We start from the raw sequence: 15,448 nt of genomic DNA, 5'->3' as shown, positions 1-15,448 counted from the left end.
TGTGTCATGCAGAGATCTCCATGGCCAACTGAGCAAAGCGTTGTCCGCGATGTTCAAAACTCTGGAATTGGTCAAAGCTGGCACAAGCTGGTGAAAGCAGCACAACATCACCGGGCTTGGCGATTTGACTCGCTTTGGCTACTGCCTGGTCCAGCGTATGCAGTTCGTGGCTGCCAGGTTTCAACACCGCAATTTTTTCACCATCACGGCCAAAGGTGATCAAAGTAGCCACTTTCTCTAACGCAACCGCCAGCGGTTCGAAATCGGCACCCTTGCCATCTCCACCAGCCAGCAAAATCAGACCGCCATCGACACTGTCGATCAAACCATTGATGGCCGCTTCTGTGGCACCAACATTGGTAGCTTTAGAGTCATTAACGTAAACCACGCCGTTACGTTCGCAGGCAAATTCACAACGATGAGCCAAACCTCTGAACTTACGGACCGCCTCCTGCATCGCAGAAAGAGGTAACCCAGCCAGCGTGCCGAGTGACATTGCCGCAGCAACGTTTGCCAGGTTATGGGCCCCCAGCAGTTTCAATTCTTTTACTGCAAGTAATGGCTTAGTGCCGCGCATCAACCAGCGCTCGCCATCATGTTCGGCAACACCAATAGAGTTGGTGTCAGGAGGTGTATCCAGGCCATAGCTGAAACGGCAGCCATGGGTCAGGAAGCGACTACACCAGGTCTGGCTATCAGCACGGTTAAATACGATGTTTTCTGCATTGGTATAAATACGTTGTTTGGCCAAGCTGTACGCCGACAAATCATCGTATCTGTCCATATGGTCTTCAGATACATTTAAAACAGTTGCTGCAATGCACTTCAGGCTCGATGTGGTTTCCAGTTGGAAGCTGGATAACTCCAAAACATAGAGTTCGATATCCGGTGAAATCAGATCGAGCGCAGGTACGCCAATATTGCCACCAACAGCCACCCGCAGTTTCGCTTCATGGGCCATTTCACCCAGCAGCGTAGTCACTGTCGATTTTCCGTTTGAGCCAGTAATGGCAACGACTGGTGCGGTCACTTCACGAGCAAACAGCTCAATATCACCAACCACATCAATCCCTGCTTCAATCGCCTTATCCAACGCTGGCAGCTTCAAAGACAGCCCGGGGCTGACCACAATCAGTTCAGCAGTCAGCAACATATCTTCATTCAGGCCGCCAAAACAGGTAGGCATACCATGCAGGTCAGTCGCCGCTTCATAAGCTGCGGGGCTTTCACGAGTGTCCATCAGCAACGGACAGGCGCCTCGCGCACGCAGAAAACGGGCACAAGAGACACCGCTCTGCCCGAGTCCTACGATAACTATCTGTTGTCCGCCGTAATCGATCATTAACGTACCTTCAATGTGGCCAGGCCAACCAGCACCAGGATCAGAGAGATGATCCAAAAGCGCACGATGACACGGGGCTCTGGCCAGCCTTTTAATTCATAGTGGTGATGAATTGGCGCCATCCGGAATATGCGTTGCCCACGCAATTTGTAAGAGCCCACCTGCAGAATCACTGACAGTGTCTCCATCACAAACACACCACCCATGATCACCAACACCAACTCCTGACGAACCATCACCGCGATCGCTCCCAATGCGGCGCCCAAAGTCAGAGAGCCTACATCGCCCATAAAAACCTGTGCAGGATAAGTGTTAAACCAGAGAAAACCGAGTCCAGCCCCGGCTATCGCGGCACAGACCACCACCAACTCGCTGGTGAAAGGGATATATGGAATATTCAGATAGGCAGAAAAATTCACGTTACCTGTCAAGTAGGCGATAAAGCCCAAAGCTGTCGCCACCATGATGGTCGGCATAATTGCCAAGCCATCCAAGCCATCAGTCAGGTTAACCGCATTACTGGTACCAACAATCGCAAAATAGGCCACCACCAAATAGAACAACCCAAGCTGAGGCACGACATTTTTGAGGAAAGGTACTACCAATACTGTCTCAGCATCCAACTGCGCGTTGTAATAGAGAAATGCAGCAATTGTGAGTGCCGCCACCGATTGCCAGAAGTACTTCCAGCGGGCAATCAGCCCTTTTGGATCTTTGCGCACGACTTTGCGGTAATCATCAATCAGGCCAATCAGACCGAAAGAAACGATCACGAACAACATGACCCAAACATAGTGGTTAGACAGATCAGCCCAAAGCAAAATGCTAGTGAGTACTGATCCCAAAATCATCAAACCACCCATGGTTGGGGTGCCAGACTTGGACAGATGACTTTGTGGGCCATCATCACGAACTGTCTGTCCAATCTGCATCATCTGCAGTTTGCGGATCACCCATGGCCCCATCAACAGTGACATAACCAACGCGGTCAGTACGCCCAAAATTGAGCGCATCGTCAGATACGAAAATACGTTGAATCCTGTGTAGTACTGGGTCAGGTAATCCGCCAGCCAAACTAGCATCCTGCTGCTCCTACCGTTTCTTCTTGTTGTTTAAATTCATCTAGCAAGGCACTTACCACCTGCTCCATCCCAGAGCTGCGTGAACCTTTAACCAGTAACGTGGTTTCCACCCCTGGAGCCAGGTTTTCCATCAGGCTCTCAACCAACGCCGCTTTGTCATTAAAATGTTTACCGTTGGCATGGCGTCCCGCAGCACAGCCACTGAGTTCTCCGACTGCAAACAGCATGTCGATACCCTGCTGCTGGGCAAACAGGCCGACGCCTTCGTGCAGCTCTTTCGCCTGTGCGCCTAACTCTTTCATGTCTCCGAGCACCAGCACTTTTTGCCCTGTGTAGCGGGCCAGTAGGCTGATTGCAGCTTTTACTGATGCTTCGTTAGCGTTGTAGGTGTCATCAATCAGACGCAGTTTTTCCTGCGGGTGGTAGACATTCAACCGCCCTTTCACCGCATTCATATGTGCCAGCCCAGCTGCGATGGTGGCGGCATCTACGCCGATGCAATAACAAGCCGCTGCAGCGGCCAGTGCATTGCTGACATTGTGTTCACCGGGTACAGTCAGATTTACCTGTGCAGAGCCGTTCGGCAGATTGAGCACAAAACTGGCGCAACCTTCATCATCAAAATTAACTTCACTGGCAAAAACATCTGCATCGGCATCTTCACTGCCGAAGCCAATAATGGGGTGTTCGGTGCAGCGGCTCTGCCAATAACCCAGATCGGGGGAGTCATAGTTCAGTACCGCTTTACCGCCCGACTGAATACCACTCAAGATTTCTCCCTTAGCTCGAACCACACCGTGCAGGCTGCCAAACCCTTCTAAATGCGATGCTCCTGCATTAGTGATCATGGCAACGTCAGGTTCGGTTAAGCCAACGGTATACGCAATCTCACCGACATGATTGGCACCCAGCTCAATCACTGCATATGTGTCTTCAGGCGTTAGCCTCAACAGCGTCAATGGCGCACCAATGTCGTTGTTAAAATTACCCTTGGTCGATAACACCTGACCTTTTTCAGCCAAGATCGCGGCCGTCATCTCTTTCACCGTGGTTTTGCCGGTGCTCCCGGTGATGGCAATCACCTTAGGGTTAACCTGCTGACGCACCCAATTCCCCAGCGCACCCAGCGCCAACCGGGTATCTTCAACCACCAGTTGTGGTACATCCAAAGGCAATTCGTGATCGACCACCAGCGCAGCGGCACCGTCTGCCACCGCTTGTTCTGCAAATTCATGGGCGTCAAAACGCAGCCCTTTCAAGGCGATAAACAGATCGCCTTCACTGATAGCCCGAGTGTCCGTACTTACGCTGTCCAGCGAAATGTCTTCACCAACCAAACGCGCCTTCAGTGGCGCAGTTAACTGACTCAATTTCAGGGAGATCATATCGCCTCCTCCAGCAGTTGACGTGCGATCAAGCGGTCATCATGAGTAAGCACCTGCTCACCAACCACCTGATAATCTTCGTGCCCTTTGCCTGCAACCAGAATGAGATCTTCATTGGCGGCCTGGCGAAAAGCTTCTGTAATTGCTTTCGTTCTGTCCTCAATAACAGATACGGGCGCGTGTTCACTCAGACCACGCAATATGTCTGAGGTTATCTGCGCCTGCGGCTCTGTTCTTGGGTTATCAGCTGTGACTATCAGCTGCTCTGCGTGCGCCTCTGCCACTTTTGCCATCAACGGGCGCTTGCCCTTGTCACGATCGCCGCCACACCCGAATACACACCAAAGCTGCCCACGACAGTGATGACGACTGGCTAACAGCGCCTTCTCCAATGCATCAGGTGTGTGGGCATAATCTACAACCAGCGCAGGTAGCCCCTCTTTATGAAACAGCTCCATCCGCCCGGCCGCAGGTTTTAACTTTGCAGCAGCCGTAATAACTGCTTCGAATGCTGCGCCATTCAGACAGAGCGCACCTGCAGCACAGAGGAAGTTATCTAAATTAAAATCACCAAGTAGTGGGAGATAGAAATCTGCACTACCCCAACTGCTTTCCAGTTCGCACCGCAGCCCATCCGCAAATCGGCTTAGATTTCGATAACCAATAAAATGCTCACTACCGACTTCACGCACGCTATCGATAGCGCCTACCGCACAAAGCGATACCTCAGTAGATATCTGAGTCGTCAGTATGCGACCTTCGTTACTGTCAACATTAACCACCGCATGGGCTAAACCTGGCAAAACGAACAATCGTTTTTTGGCCTCAAAGTAACTGTCCATATCGCCGTGATAATCGAGATGTTCGCGACTTAAGTTTGTAAATACGGCAGTTTTAATGGGGACTGCGTCAACACGGCCTTGTACTAAGCCGTGGGACGAAACTTCTATCCCCAGTGTCGTCACCTGCTCGTCTGCCAATTGCCTTAGGATCTGCTGGAACACCACCGCATCTGGCGTGGTGTTTGCCGTTTCATGAACCTGGTCAAAGCGGCCCCAGCCAAGCGTACCCACCATGGCGCCACCGCCATTAACTTGATCCGCAAGTTGCGCAACCATGGCGCACACTGAGGACTTCCCATTGGTACCAGTGACACCGACGATATCCATCGCGGCGCCGGGGTTGTCGTAAAACGCAGAAGCGAGCGCAGGCAAACGTGAATTCAGTTCAGGCAGGCGTACTTCCGGTACTTTCTGTGCTTTTTGGCCCTGCTCAGCAGAATGCCAGATCAGTTCAGCAACATCCCCATGGGACAGGATTGCTGCAGCTCCAGCCGCAATCGCTTGGGAAATAAAGCGGCGCCCATCAATCTCGTGTCCTTGAATAGCGACAAAAAGATCACCGGGTTTGATTCGGCGACTGTCCAGATGCATCTGTGCCAGCGCAAGCGCTGGCAGTTCTACAGGGAAATCTTTTATTAAATCAGCGAGCTGGGCCATCAGCCTTACCTCCACTGATTGCCGCAATGCGGCTGTCCCCCACATCATCGGGGGCGATGTTCATCATTCTCAATGCGCCGGCCATCACCTGGCCAAACACTGGGGCAGCGACATCGCCGCCGTAATATCTGTCGCCTGCGGGTTCATTAACCACCACAGCAATCGCCAATCTCGGATCAGTCAGTGGTGCAACGCCAGCAAACGATGCGACATAGTCGTCACCGTAACCACCCGCAACCGCCTTTCTGGATGTGCCGGTTTTTCCCGCCACCATGTAACCAGGGACTCTTGCACTTAAACCTGTGCCGCCCTCTTCTGTCACCGAGTGCAGCATGGTCAACACATCACGCGCCACCTGCGGCTCCAACACCTGTTTCGCTGGCAATGGCTCATCGACCTTGATAATTGAGAGCGGATGCATCTGACCACCACTACCCAACACCGCATAAGCTTGTGCTAACTGCAATGGCGTAACGGTAATACCGTAGCCAAAACTCAGCGTGGCTACTTCAAAATCTGACCAGCGGCGACGTTCATGAATAACACCCGTGCTTTCACCGGGAAGTCCTAAACCTGTATCACTGCCAAAACCGAGACTGTAGAAAGTACCTAGGAATTGTTCGATAGGTACCGAAAGCGCCAGCTTACTGACACCGACGTTACTGGACTTCTGCAAAATCGTAGCGAGCGACATCTCACCGTAGTTGCGAGAATCACGCACCTGACGGCCGCCCAAACGCATCCAACCCGGCGATGTATCAACGACTGCATCTGAATCTACAGCTCCCGCATCCAGCGCACTGATCACCGCTAACGGCTTCACCGAAGAGCCCGGTTCAAACGTATCTGTCACCGCACGGTTACGCGTGCGATGATTCTTAAGACCTTTTCGATTGTTAGGGTTGTACGACGGTGTATTGACCATGGCCAGCACTTCACCGGTCTTAACATCCAACACAACAACGGAGCCTGACGTTGCTCGATGATATTCGGTGGCCTTTTTCAACTCCTGATAAGCAAGCGCCTGGATCCGCTGGTCAATACTCAGAACAAGGTCCTGAGGCTTCTGTGCTTCTTCCAGCACCTCAATCGATTCAATCACGCGACCACCGCGATCTTTGCGCACTTTGCGCTTGCCATCGGTGCCAGTCAGCCACTGGTCGTACGAACGCTCCAGCCCTTCCAAGCCGCGATCATCAATATCGGTAAAACCGATTAAGTGAGCGGTCACTTCGCCAGCTGGATAGAAACGGCGAGACTCTGGTTTCAAATACACGCCAGGGATCTTCAGATTCTTAACGTAACTCGACATCGCAGGAGAGAGCTGACGCTGCAGGTAAACGAAACGTTTACCTTTGCTCTTTTCCATGCGAGCCATCACGGTGTCGAAATCAAGGTCCAACACTTCGCATAGGGCTTCCCAGCGGCGGGTCATCGACAAGCCGTCTTTTTCAAACAGGATCTTAGGGTCAACCCAAACCGCTTCGACTGGCACACTCACAGCCAGCTCAACTCCGTTGCGGTCAGTGATCAAACTGCGTTGGACTGTCTCTGTTTTGGTTCGCAGGGAACGCATGTCGCCTTCCAGGCGCAAGCGGTCTGGCTCCAATACCTGGATGTAAGCAGCACGGGAAATCAAAGCAACAAACAACAGCAACACGGCGCCGATGACGCAATAGAAGCGCCAAGCGAAATGCTGATGTCCTTTAGTTACTTTGGCCTGCTTACTCATGGCAGCCTTACCACCTTCTCCTGCTCGGGAGCAGGACGAACCATATTCAATCGATTACTGGCTAAGCGCTCGATGCGCGAATGCTCAGCCAATGCATTTTCTTCTAGCAGCAGGTGGCGATACTCCACCTGCAGTTGGTCCTGATGCTCCAACAACTGCTCAAGAGCAATGGTGCCTTGACGTGCATGGTGAACGGTTAGGATCACCCCAAACGCACAGCTGAGGTTTATCACCCCCATCAGCACCAGACCTTTGTGTTGCCAAAGATCCAGCAACACCAATTTGGTCAGGTTGGTGGCCTGGGTCATGCCCCTTCCTCCAACCTTTCAGCAATTCTCAGCACCGAGCTGCGTGAGCGTGGATTTGCCTCCACCTCTTCAGCACCGGGCTTTATCGCTCTGCTCAACGTCTTCAGCTTGGTGCGTCCTGCGAGTTGCTCTTCTGTCAGCGGCAAACCGCGTGGAAGCGGTTCGCCCTGGCTTTGACGACGCATAAACTGTTTGACGATGCGATCTTCCAACGAATGGAAACTGATCACTGACAGTCGGCCTTTAGGTGCCAGTACATTCAGTGCAGCGTCCAGAACCTCATGGATCTGCTTCAGTTCCTGGTTAATCTCGATGCGGATCGCCTGAAAGCTGCGAGTTGCCGCGTGTTTATGCTTCTCCTTTGAGGGCGAAACGCGCTCAATTAAAGATGCCAACTCGGAAGTACGCGTAAACGGCGTTTCTTCACGATCGTGGACGATGGCACGGGCAATTTTTCTGGCGTAACGTTCCTCGCCATACTCCTTGAGCACGCGAGCGATCTCGTCGACTTCAGCGGTGGCCAGCCAGTCAGCCGCGGTCATACCGCTGCTGTTGTCCATGCGCATATCTAGCGGGCCATCGTGGATAAAACTGAAGCCGCGCTCGCTGTCATCAAGTTGTGGGGATGAGACACCGAGATCGAGCAACACACCATCTATTTGACCGACAAGATCGCGCTCTTCCATGTAGGTAGCTAATTGGGAGAAAGTGCCGTGGATGATTTCAAATCTTGGGTCATCTATTTGCTGGGCAACAGCGATCGCGGTGGGGTCACGATCAATCGCCAGCAATCGGCCCTTCGGGCCAAGCTGTGAGAGGATGGCACGGGAATGCCCGCCGCGGCCAAATGTACCGTCAACGTAAATTCCGTCTGGTTTAATTGCGAGTCCGTCTACTGCCTCGCGCAGCAATACGGTTTCATGCACCAATGCCATCGCCTCTATTGTTAGAGAGAGAAATCCTGTAGCCGTTCACTGAACATATCCGGGCTAGACAGGTCTAGTTCTTTATCCGCTTCTACCTGAGCTTGCCAGGCTTGCTCATCCCAAATCTCAAACTTGTTGAGCTGGCCAACCAACATCAGCTTTTTATCTAAGCTGGCGTGCTGACGCAGTGGTGACGAGAGCAGTAAGCGGCCGTTTTTGTCCATTTCGACTTCTGTGGCGTATCCAAGCAGCAAACGCTGCATACGCCGTTCGGCGGGGTGCATACTGGAGAGTTGTTGAAGTTTTCGCTCTATCGCTTCCCATTCAGGTAACGGATAGAGCAGCAGGCAGGGATCCTTTATATCGATGGTACACACCAACTGCCCCTGACAGCGATCCACAAGGGTCTCTCGATACCGGGTAGGCATCGCTAGGCGACCTTTGCTGTCAAGATTAATGGCGTTAGCACCGCGAAACATAATCAGATTGGGCTCCCTGTTGTTTTGCCCTTTAGATCCACAATTATCCACTTTCCCCCACGGTGCTAAAGTGTAGGGGCGGTCAACAACCCTTGTCAAGCAGTCAGAATCATGCTGTGAAGCCCGTCACCATGGGGTTTTGGAGTAAAATTTGAAAGCTGTTGATTAAGTGGAGAAAAGTGGCAACAAAAGGTAACTCAGAACCAAAAATTAAATTTTTGAACGCAGGATTGACTACACATAACGCTCAATGGGGAAGATTGGTGTCGATTTGGGGCTCTCGTATGAGTGAAAGCCCCAATCGAAAATTGAGGGAGTTGGCCGATAAGCCGGGTTCTGTCGTTGGATGATCATTCCTCTAGGCCTGCAATCGCTCACAGGCTCAAGCAACCTACCCGCTTCCGATATGGGCCATACCGTAAGGAAGCCTATTTGGTCTTGCTCCGGGTGGAGTTTACCGTGCCACGAACTGTTGCCAGTCGCGCGGTGCGCTCTTACCGCACCCTTTCACCCTTACCTGTACTGACAAGTCAGCCATCGGCGGTTTACTCTCTGCTGCACTGGTCGTCGGCTCGCGCCGCCCAGGCGTTACCTGGCACCCTGCCCTATGGAGCCCGGACTTTCCTCCCCTGCTAAATAGCAGCGGCGATCATCTGGCCAACTCCGGCGGCGGAGTCTAGCAGAACCCACCCACTTGAGCCAGCGCAATCAGGATCTAGCGCCCCTGCAGTTTCAGGCCAAGATCGTAAACCTGCTTTTTCTTCAGGTCATACATATCGGCGATAACGGCAGCAGCTTTCTTTAATGGCAACTCTTCCATCAGTCGAACCAACCACTTCTCAGCGTCCGTTGGTAATTGCTCTGTATCCGGCGCCTGATAACCCGCCACAACCAAAACAAACTCGCCCTGTTGGCGCTCAGGCTCAGCTTCAAGCCATTCGATCAGACCTGCCAAATCTGACTGCACTATCGCTTCAAACCGCTTGGTGATCTCTTTGGCCAGCGTGGCTTCACGGTCTGCGCCAAAATGTTCCGTCATAGCACTCAGGGTCGCCACCACTCGGCGAGGCGACTCATAAAACACCATGGTTCGAGACTCTTTGGCTAGATCAGAGATGCGACTATTCAGTGCACCACTCTTAGCGGGAAGAAAGCCCTCAAATGAAAACCTGTCTGTAGGTAACCCAGCCGCACTCAATGCCGTGATAGCCGCACACGGACCAGGCAGCGGGATCACGTCAACACCTGCTTCTCGGCAAGCACGTAGTAAAGGGTAGCCTGGATCACTTATCAGCGGTGTTCCGGCATCAGAGATCAAAGCCACAATCTGCCCTGCCTGCACCCGCTCGATGATTGCCCCACTGCGCGCTCGTTCATTATGTTCGTGCAATGACCAAAGCTGTCCCTTGATATTGAAAGCATCAAGTAGTTTTCGGCTATGTCGCGTATCTTCAGCAGCGATCAGATCCGCCGCTGACAACACCTCAATCGCGCGCTGGGTAATATCCCCCAAGTTACCGATTGGGGTAGGCACGATGTATAGCGCACTGGGCAAACTCATATTAAGCAATCCGCGGTTTGTTAAGATCAAAGGGTGAAGGTACACTAAGCCCAGACTTCAAATGCTTGAAGATACGCCGAATTAACAACGCGGGTAATGGAACCTGATGAGCATTCTACCACGCCTGACAGCTTCACTAACGATTCTCTTTTTAGTTGCTGCCTGTACACCGACCCCTGTGCCAGAGGAAAAAGCGCCAGAGGTAAACATAGAAACAGTAGGGCAGCCAACAGCGCCTGCGGCTGATTATCTGCAAAAAGCCAAGACGGCCCAAGGTGACGCTAGGCAGGCATATCTGCTGCTGGCAGCACGAGCTCACTTGCTCGAAGGGCAGCAAGAACTAGCACGCTCAGCTTACGAAACGGTTCAGGTGCCACTCAACCTGGAAGACCAGCGCCTCGAGTACAGTTTTCTGGGTGCTGAGTTTGCCCTTTATCGCGGCGCGACCCGTGAAGCCATTGAACTGGTAGAGTCATTAAAACCAGAAACACTCAGCGATGAAGCCAAAATCAACGCTTACCACCTGCTGGCGCGCGCCCAATTAGCCAGCGGTAACCGCATTGAAGCGGCACGCGCACTTGTCGAGCTCGATCCATCTTTGAATGCCGAGCAGCAAGTCGAAAACCATCAGCACATCTGGAACTATCTGAAGCCACTGACGCCTTTTGCCCTCGAAGTGAATCAGGAAGCGCCAGCGCCCGACCCGTTTACTGGTTGGCTGAAATTGATGGCTCTGACCAAAACCATGGTTACGCGCCCTGCTGGCATGGTTGATGCGTTAGAGGGATGGCGATTGGAGTTCCCGGAACACCCTGCGGCGACGTCTCTGCCTGCAGAGCTGCAAACCGCCTTGGAAACTCGCCCTTTCGCCCCCCAAAACATCGCCGTGCTATTGCCTTTAAGCGGCCGTTTCCAGAGTCAGGGTGAAGCAATACGAGACGGCATGGTTTATGGCTATCTGCAACAGGCTACACCCGGACTCACTATTACCTATTACGATACCGCCAGTGAAGGGGTGCTCAAAGCCTATGAATCGGCAATGATGGCGGAAAGCGACTTTGTTATCGGACCATTGCTGAAAGGTAATATCGATACGCTACTCAACGAGGGCGAACTTAGCGTGCCGGTTCTGGCTCTCAACCGTCTTGAGCTGGATAAGATGCAGCCTAATCTGTTTGCCTTTCCTCTAGCCCCGGAAGATGAAGCCGTACAGGCAGCACAGAAAATGTGGAAAGACGGTCACCGCTATCCACTCCTGCTACTGCCTAAAGGTGGCTTAGGAAACAGGATCGCTGGTGCATTTAAACAAAGTTGGGAACAGTTGGTAGCGGACAATGGGCTGGATGCTGGCGATGATTCATCACAAAGCATTGAGATCCAATTCTACAGTGACCGCAAGGCGATGCAGAAACTTGTTCAGCAAGCATTGGGGGTCAACGAGAGTCAGGCCCGCATTCTTCATATGAAACGCTTGCTGGGTTCCAGTATTGAAGTTGAGCCTCGTAGTCGTCGAGATATCGATGCTGTCTACCTGTTCAGCAACCCCACTGAAACACGCTTGTTGAAACCTTTTGTTGATGTCACCGTGAGCCCATTTGCCGATCCACTTCCCATTTATGCCAGCTCTCGCAGTCATGACAAAGGACTGACCGATGCGCAGACGCGTGAGCTTACCGGCGTGGTATTCAGCGAAATTCCATTACTTCTGCCAGCGTCAGACACGCAGTCTGCAACCCTGGCCAGTGTGAAGACGCTCTGGCCCCAACGCCGCGCTTCAGAACAACGTTTGTTTGCTCTGGGTTTGGATGCTTATCAGGTGATAGGCCAACTTGCGCAAATGCGCGCATTCCCTGGCTTCAGCGTTGAAGGCATGACCGGTCGCCTGCAGGTGAATGAATATGGTTACATCAGTCGAGAACTGAACTGGGCAAAAATGCGCAATGGAAGCGCAGAATTACTACCAAGGCAGGTGGAAAGTGAAGTGGCGCCGCAATCATAGAGCTGTTGGCGAAGCACATGAACAGAATGCTCGTAAATATCTTGAAAGGCAGGGGCTCTCTTTTGTCACTGCCAATTTCCATTGCCGCGGTGGCGAAATAGATCTGGTTATGCGCGACAAAGACACCTGGGTCTTTGTTGAGGTAAAGTATCGCCAATCTGACCATTTCGGCGGCTCTATAAGCGCAGTGAATGGGCAGAAAGCGGCTAAATTAGTACACAGTGTGCGTGTTTATTTGCAGCAACATAAAATGAACGAAAACGTCACACCGTGTCGAATAGATGTGGTTGCCATTACCGGCGACCAGTATGAATGGATCCAGAACGCGATCTGAGTAGTCGAAAACGAAGGGCCCTCGAATGTTGAATCGCATTGAAGAAAGCTTCAAAGAAAGCATACAAACAAAAATCGCTGCGGCAGAAGCCTTGCCGCCAGCTATCGAAAAAGCGGCACAGATGATGGTGCAGTGTTTGCTATCGGGCAATAAGATCCTGAGCTGTGGTAACGGCGGCTCGGCCGGTGATGCTCAGCATTTCTCATCAGAATTGCTGAACCGTTTCGAGCAGGAGCGCCCCAGTCTTCCCGCTATTGCCCTGACTACCGACAGCTCAACACTGACCTCTATCGCCAACGATTACAGCTATGATGAAGTCTTCTCTAAGCAGGTACGTGCGCTGGGCAATAGTGGTGATATTCTGCTGGCTATCTCAACCAGCGGTAACAGCCGCAACGTGATTAAAGCGATGGAAGCTGCATTGTCTCGCGACATGACCATTGTTGCACTTACCGGCAAAGACGGTGGTGAAATGGCCGGCCTGCTGGGGCCAAACGACGCCGAGATTCGTGTTCCTTCAACCCGCACGGCGCGTATCCAGGAGGTTCACCTGCTCGCTATTCACTGCCTTTGTGACTTGATTGACCGAACATTGTTCCCGCAGGATGAGGAGTAACCAATGCGGCTACGCCATCTTTTACCCGCAGTTGTTGTTGGCGCGTTAGCACTGCAAGGTTGCGCCGCTGTCATTATCGCCGGTGCTGCTGGTACAGCTGCTGCCATTGATGACAGACGCACCATTGGCTCTCAAATTGACGACAATGCAATTGAAATCAAAGCGGTTGGGCGTCTTCGCGAACGCAAAGACATCTGGGACCACAGCCGTATCAGCATCAGTTCGGTCAATGGTACATTGTTACTGGTTGGCCAGACTCCTACGGCCCACTTGCGTAGCGAGATAGCGAAAACTGTCTCCGGTATTACCAGTGTTAAAACCGTGCATAATCAGATAAAGATAGGCACACCGATTGGCCTGTCGACACAAACCAACGATGCTTGGATAACGACTAAGGTCAAAGCCGACCTGATCGGAGACAAGAGTGTCAACGGCAACCAGGTAAAAGTGGTCACCGAAAACAGCGAGGTTTACCTCCTGGGGCTGGTAACACAGGCTGAAGCAGCTCGTGCCACTGAGATTGCACGAAACGTCACCGGCGTTAAACAGGTTGTACGTGTATTCGAGTACACCACTAAATAGTTAGCAAACTGACGTGTTTTCGTTCTAATAAAAAGCGCCAGTACTGTCTGGCGCTTTTTAGTATTTATACCAAGTCTAACTATCAACCGCCTTCAGCCGTTCAAACAATGTATCTTTCAACTCTGCCCTATCATGCTTTAACTTATGCATAGCATCGTCGCCGATAGGCGCACCCTGCAGTTCTAACGTCCGGATCTCCTTATCTAATGCATTGTAATGCTTTGCGTCTTTAGTAAAGCTCTCATCGCTGGTCATCAATTTGGCGATAACCTGTTCATATTCGGGAAACTCATGAATAAGTGAGTGATCTTCTCCCAGCATAACTCCCCCAGTAAACAAAATTAAAACTGAACGAATAAACTTACAGAGTTAACTTTAGCCAGTTAGTGGAAAAACAGATAGATTTTGGAGCGGAAGTTGATTTGGGTTGTCTCGTTGAACTTTTTTGGGGTCAATTGAAAGATTTAGAAGCGCTATTTAAATAAAAAGGAGCCTGCGGCTCCTTTTTATTTAATGACACGAAGGTGTGACCCTTTGCTACCCGAAGGTGAAGGAGGCGGATCTTCAGGATCTCCTCCATCATGCCCTGCATCCATCTGCTCTGGTAATGGCTCATCTTTCAAAACAGGCTGATCTTCAAGTCCCGCTTCAGGTGCCAAATCATCCGCAAACACTGTGCCTGCACCGTTCTCACGCGCATAAATAGCAGTCACTGAAACAATCGGCAGATACACATTCATCGGCGCCCCGCCGAAACGGGCGTTGAAAGACACAGCATCATTGCCCAGCTCTAACTGGCCAACAGCATGCGGGGCTACGTTAAGCACGATCTGGCCATGCTTAACGTATTGCTTGGGTACCTGTACGCCGGCCACCGATGCATCCACCACAATGTGTGGCGTCAGGTGGTTATCTACCAACCATTCGTAGAAGGCTCGTAACAGATAAGGGCGGCTAGGTGTCATCGCTTACAGGCCTACCAACATCTCTCTTTCGGTCTCAGTCAGTGAGGCCTGAAAGGAGTCACGATCGAATACACGAGTCATGTAGGACTTAATCTCTTTAGCACCACGACCAGTCAATTCGATACCCAACTGGGGCAGACGCCACAGCAGTGGGGCCAGATAACAATCCACCAGGCTGAACTCTTCGCTCAGGAAGTAAGGCGATTCAGCAAACACTGGAGCCAATGCCAGCAGGCTGTCGCTCAACTCTTTGCGAGCCGCATCGGCATCTTCACCAGCAACAATCTTGTCTACCAGGGTGTACCAGTCCTGCTCAATGCGATGCATCATCAGGCGGCTGTTACCACGTGCAACGGGGTAAACAGGCATCAGTGGTGGATGGGGGAAACGCTCATCCAGATATTCCATAATGATGCGTGCGTTATACAACACCAATTCACGGTCAACCAAAGTTGGAACTGTGTTGTACGGGTTGTATTCAATCAACTCTTCCGGAAGGTGGCTGGGGTCAACCTGGTTGATCTCAACACTCACCCCCTTCTCTGCCAGTACGATGCGTACTTGGTGACTGTACAGGTCGTCAGCCCCTGAAAATAGGGTCATGACAGAACGCTTATTGGCAGCAACGGCCATGGGGA

At 51.9% G+C, this 15,448-nt stretch carries 16 protein-coding genes and 1 other RNA gene; 4 read left to right on the top strand and 13 right to left on the bottom strand.

Annotation, left to right across the window (positions count from 1 at the left end; all coding sequences use genetic code 11):
- Positions 1-4 precede the first annotated feature (4 nt).
- From murD to rsmI, 10 genes are all read right to left on the bottom strand, one after another.
- A complete protein-coding gene (murD, locus tag ABEA14_RS16865) occupies positions 5-1,342 on the bottom strand; it encodes a UDP-N-acetylmuramoyl-L-alanine--D-glutamate ligase (protein WP_345341607.1) in 1,338 nt (445 codons plus the stop codon).
- A complete protein-coding gene (gene mraY, locus ABEA14_RS16860) occupies positions 1,342-2,424 on the bottom strand; it encodes a phospho-N-acetylmuramoyl-pentapeptide-transferase (protein WP_345341606.1) in 1,083 nt (360 codons plus the stop codon). Before mraY ends, murD begins: the two co-directional genes overlap by 1 nt.
- Positions 2,418-3,809, bottom strand: a complete 1,392-nt coding sequence (locus ABEA14_RS16855) for a UDP-N-acetylmuramoyl-tripeptide--D-alanyl-D-alanine ligase (protein ID WP_345341605.1) — start codon at positions 3,807-3,809, stop codon at positions 2,418-2,420. The genes mraY and ABEA14_RS16855 overlap by 7 nt, the downstream gene beginning before the upstream one ends.
- On the bottom strand, positions 3,806-5,308 hold the full coding sequence (locus ABEA14_RS16850) for a UDP-N-acetylmuramoyl-L-alanyl-D-glutamate--2,6-diaminopimelate ligase (RefSeq protein WP_345341604.1): 1,503 nt from the start codon (positions 5,306-5,308) through the stop codon (positions 3,806-3,808). The genes ABEA14_RS16855 and ABEA14_RS16850 overlap by 4 nt, the downstream gene beginning before the upstream one ends.
- Entirely contained in the window at positions 5,292-7,040 is a 1,749-nt protein-coding gene (locus ABEA14_RS16845) for a penicillin-binding transpeptidase domain-containing protein (RefSeq protein WP_345341603.1), read from the bottom strand. The genes ABEA14_RS16850 and ABEA14_RS16845 overlap by 17 nt, the downstream gene beginning before the upstream one ends.
- On the bottom strand, positions 7,037-7,348 hold the full coding sequence (gene ftsL, locus ABEA14_RS16840) for a cell division protein FtsL (RefSeq protein WP_345341602.1): 312 nt from the start codon (positions 7,346-7,348) through the stop codon (positions 7,037-7,039). The genes ABEA14_RS16845 and ftsL overlap by 4 nt, the downstream gene beginning before the upstream one ends.
- A complete protein-coding gene (rsmH, locus tag ABEA14_RS16835) occupies positions 7,345-8,283 on the bottom strand; it encodes a 16S rRNA (cytosine(1402)-N(4))-methyltransferase RsmH (protein ID WP_345341601.1) in 939 nt (312 codons plus the stop codon). Before rsmH ends, ftsL begins: the two co-directional genes overlap by 4 nt.
- A gap of 11 nt (positions 8,284-8,294) precedes the next feature.
- Positions 8,295-8,753, bottom strand: a complete 459-nt coding sequence (mraZ, locus tag ABEA14_RS16830) for a division/cell wall cluster transcriptional repressor MraZ (RefSeq protein ID WP_345341600.1) — start codon at positions 8,751-8,753, stop codon at positions 8,295-8,297.
- 309 nt (positions 8,754-9,062) lie between these two features.
- Positions 9,063-9,418, bottom strand: an RNA gene (rnpB, locus tag ABEA14_RS16825) — RNase P RNA component class A.
- Between the two features lie 50 nt (positions 9,419-9,468).
- A complete protein-coding gene (gene rsmI, locus ABEA14_RS16820; protein ID WP_345341599.1) occupies positions 9,469-10,314 on the bottom strand; it encodes a 16S rRNA (cytidine(1402)-2'-O)-methyltransferase in 846 nt (281 codons plus the stop codon).
- 106 nt (positions 10,315-10,420) lie between these two features.
- Between rsmI and ABEA14_RS16815 the strand changes: the two genes are divergently transcribed.
- Genes ABEA14_RS16815 through ABEA14_RS16800 form a run of 4 tightly spaced genes read left to right on the top strand, consistent with a single transcriptional unit; the run spans position 10,421 to position 13,845 of the window.
- The gene (locus tag ABEA14_RS16815) at positions 10,421-12,313 is read left to right on the top strand and encodes a penicillin-binding protein activator (protein WP_345341598.1); all 1,893 of its coding nucleotides are present in this window, start codon (positions 10,421-10,423) and stop codon (positions 12,311-12,313) included.
- Positions 12,291-12,647: a YraN family protein gene (locus tag ABEA14_RS16810; protein WP_345341597.1), complete on the top strand. Its 357-nt coding sequence runs from the start codon at positions 12,291-12,293 to the stop codon at positions 12,645-12,647. The genes ABEA14_RS16815 and ABEA14_RS16810 overlap by 23 nt, the downstream gene beginning before the upstream one ends.
- Before the next feature lie 25 nt (positions 12,648-12,672).
- Complete coding sequence (locus tag ABEA14_RS16805; RefSeq protein ID WP_345341596.1) at positions 12,673-13,263, top strand: phosphoheptose isomerase; 591 nt, start codon at positions 12,673-12,675, stop codon at positions 13,261-13,263.
- Between the two features lie 3 nt (positions 13,264-13,266).
- Complete coding sequence (locus ABEA14_RS16800; RefSeq protein WP_345341595.1) at positions 13,267-13,845, top strand: BON domain-containing protein; 579 nt, start codon at positions 13,267-13,269, stop codon at positions 13,843-13,845.
- Positions 13,846-13,920: 75 nt separating this feature from the next.
- Here the strand turns inward: ABEA14_RS16800 and ABEA14_RS16795 are convergent, their stop codons facing one another.
- From ABEA14_RS16795 to sspA, 3 genes are all read right to left on the bottom strand, one after another.
- Positions 13,921-14,166: an HP1242/YdcH family protein gene (locus ABEA14_RS16795; protein WP_345341594.1), complete on the bottom strand. Its 246-nt coding sequence runs from the start codon at positions 14,164-14,166 to the stop codon at positions 13,921-13,923.
- A 185-nt stretch (positions 14,167-14,351) separates the two neighbouring features.
- Positions 14,352-14,810 (bottom strand): ClpXP protease specificity-enhancing factor, encoded by a 459-nt coding sequence (locus ABEA14_RS16790; protein WP_345341593.1) that lies wholly within the window; start codon positions 14,808-14,810, stop codon positions 14,352-14,354.
- Between the two features lie 3 nt (positions 14,811-14,813).
- A complete protein-coding gene (gene sspA / locus ABEA14_RS16785; protein WP_345341592.1) occupies positions 14,814-15,443 on the bottom strand; it encodes a stringent starvation protein SspA in 630 nt (209 codons plus the stop codon).
- Positions 15,444-15,448: the final 5 nt, after the last annotated feature.

It is taken from the genome of Corallincola platygyrae (assembly GCF_039544265.1).
Taxonomy (GTDB): Bacteria; Pseudomonadota; Gammaproteobacteria; order Enterobacterales; family Neiellaceae; genus Corallincola; species Corallincola platygyrae.
Note: the sequence above shows the minus strand (reverse complement) of the source record. Positions and strands in the feature narration are given on the sequence as shown.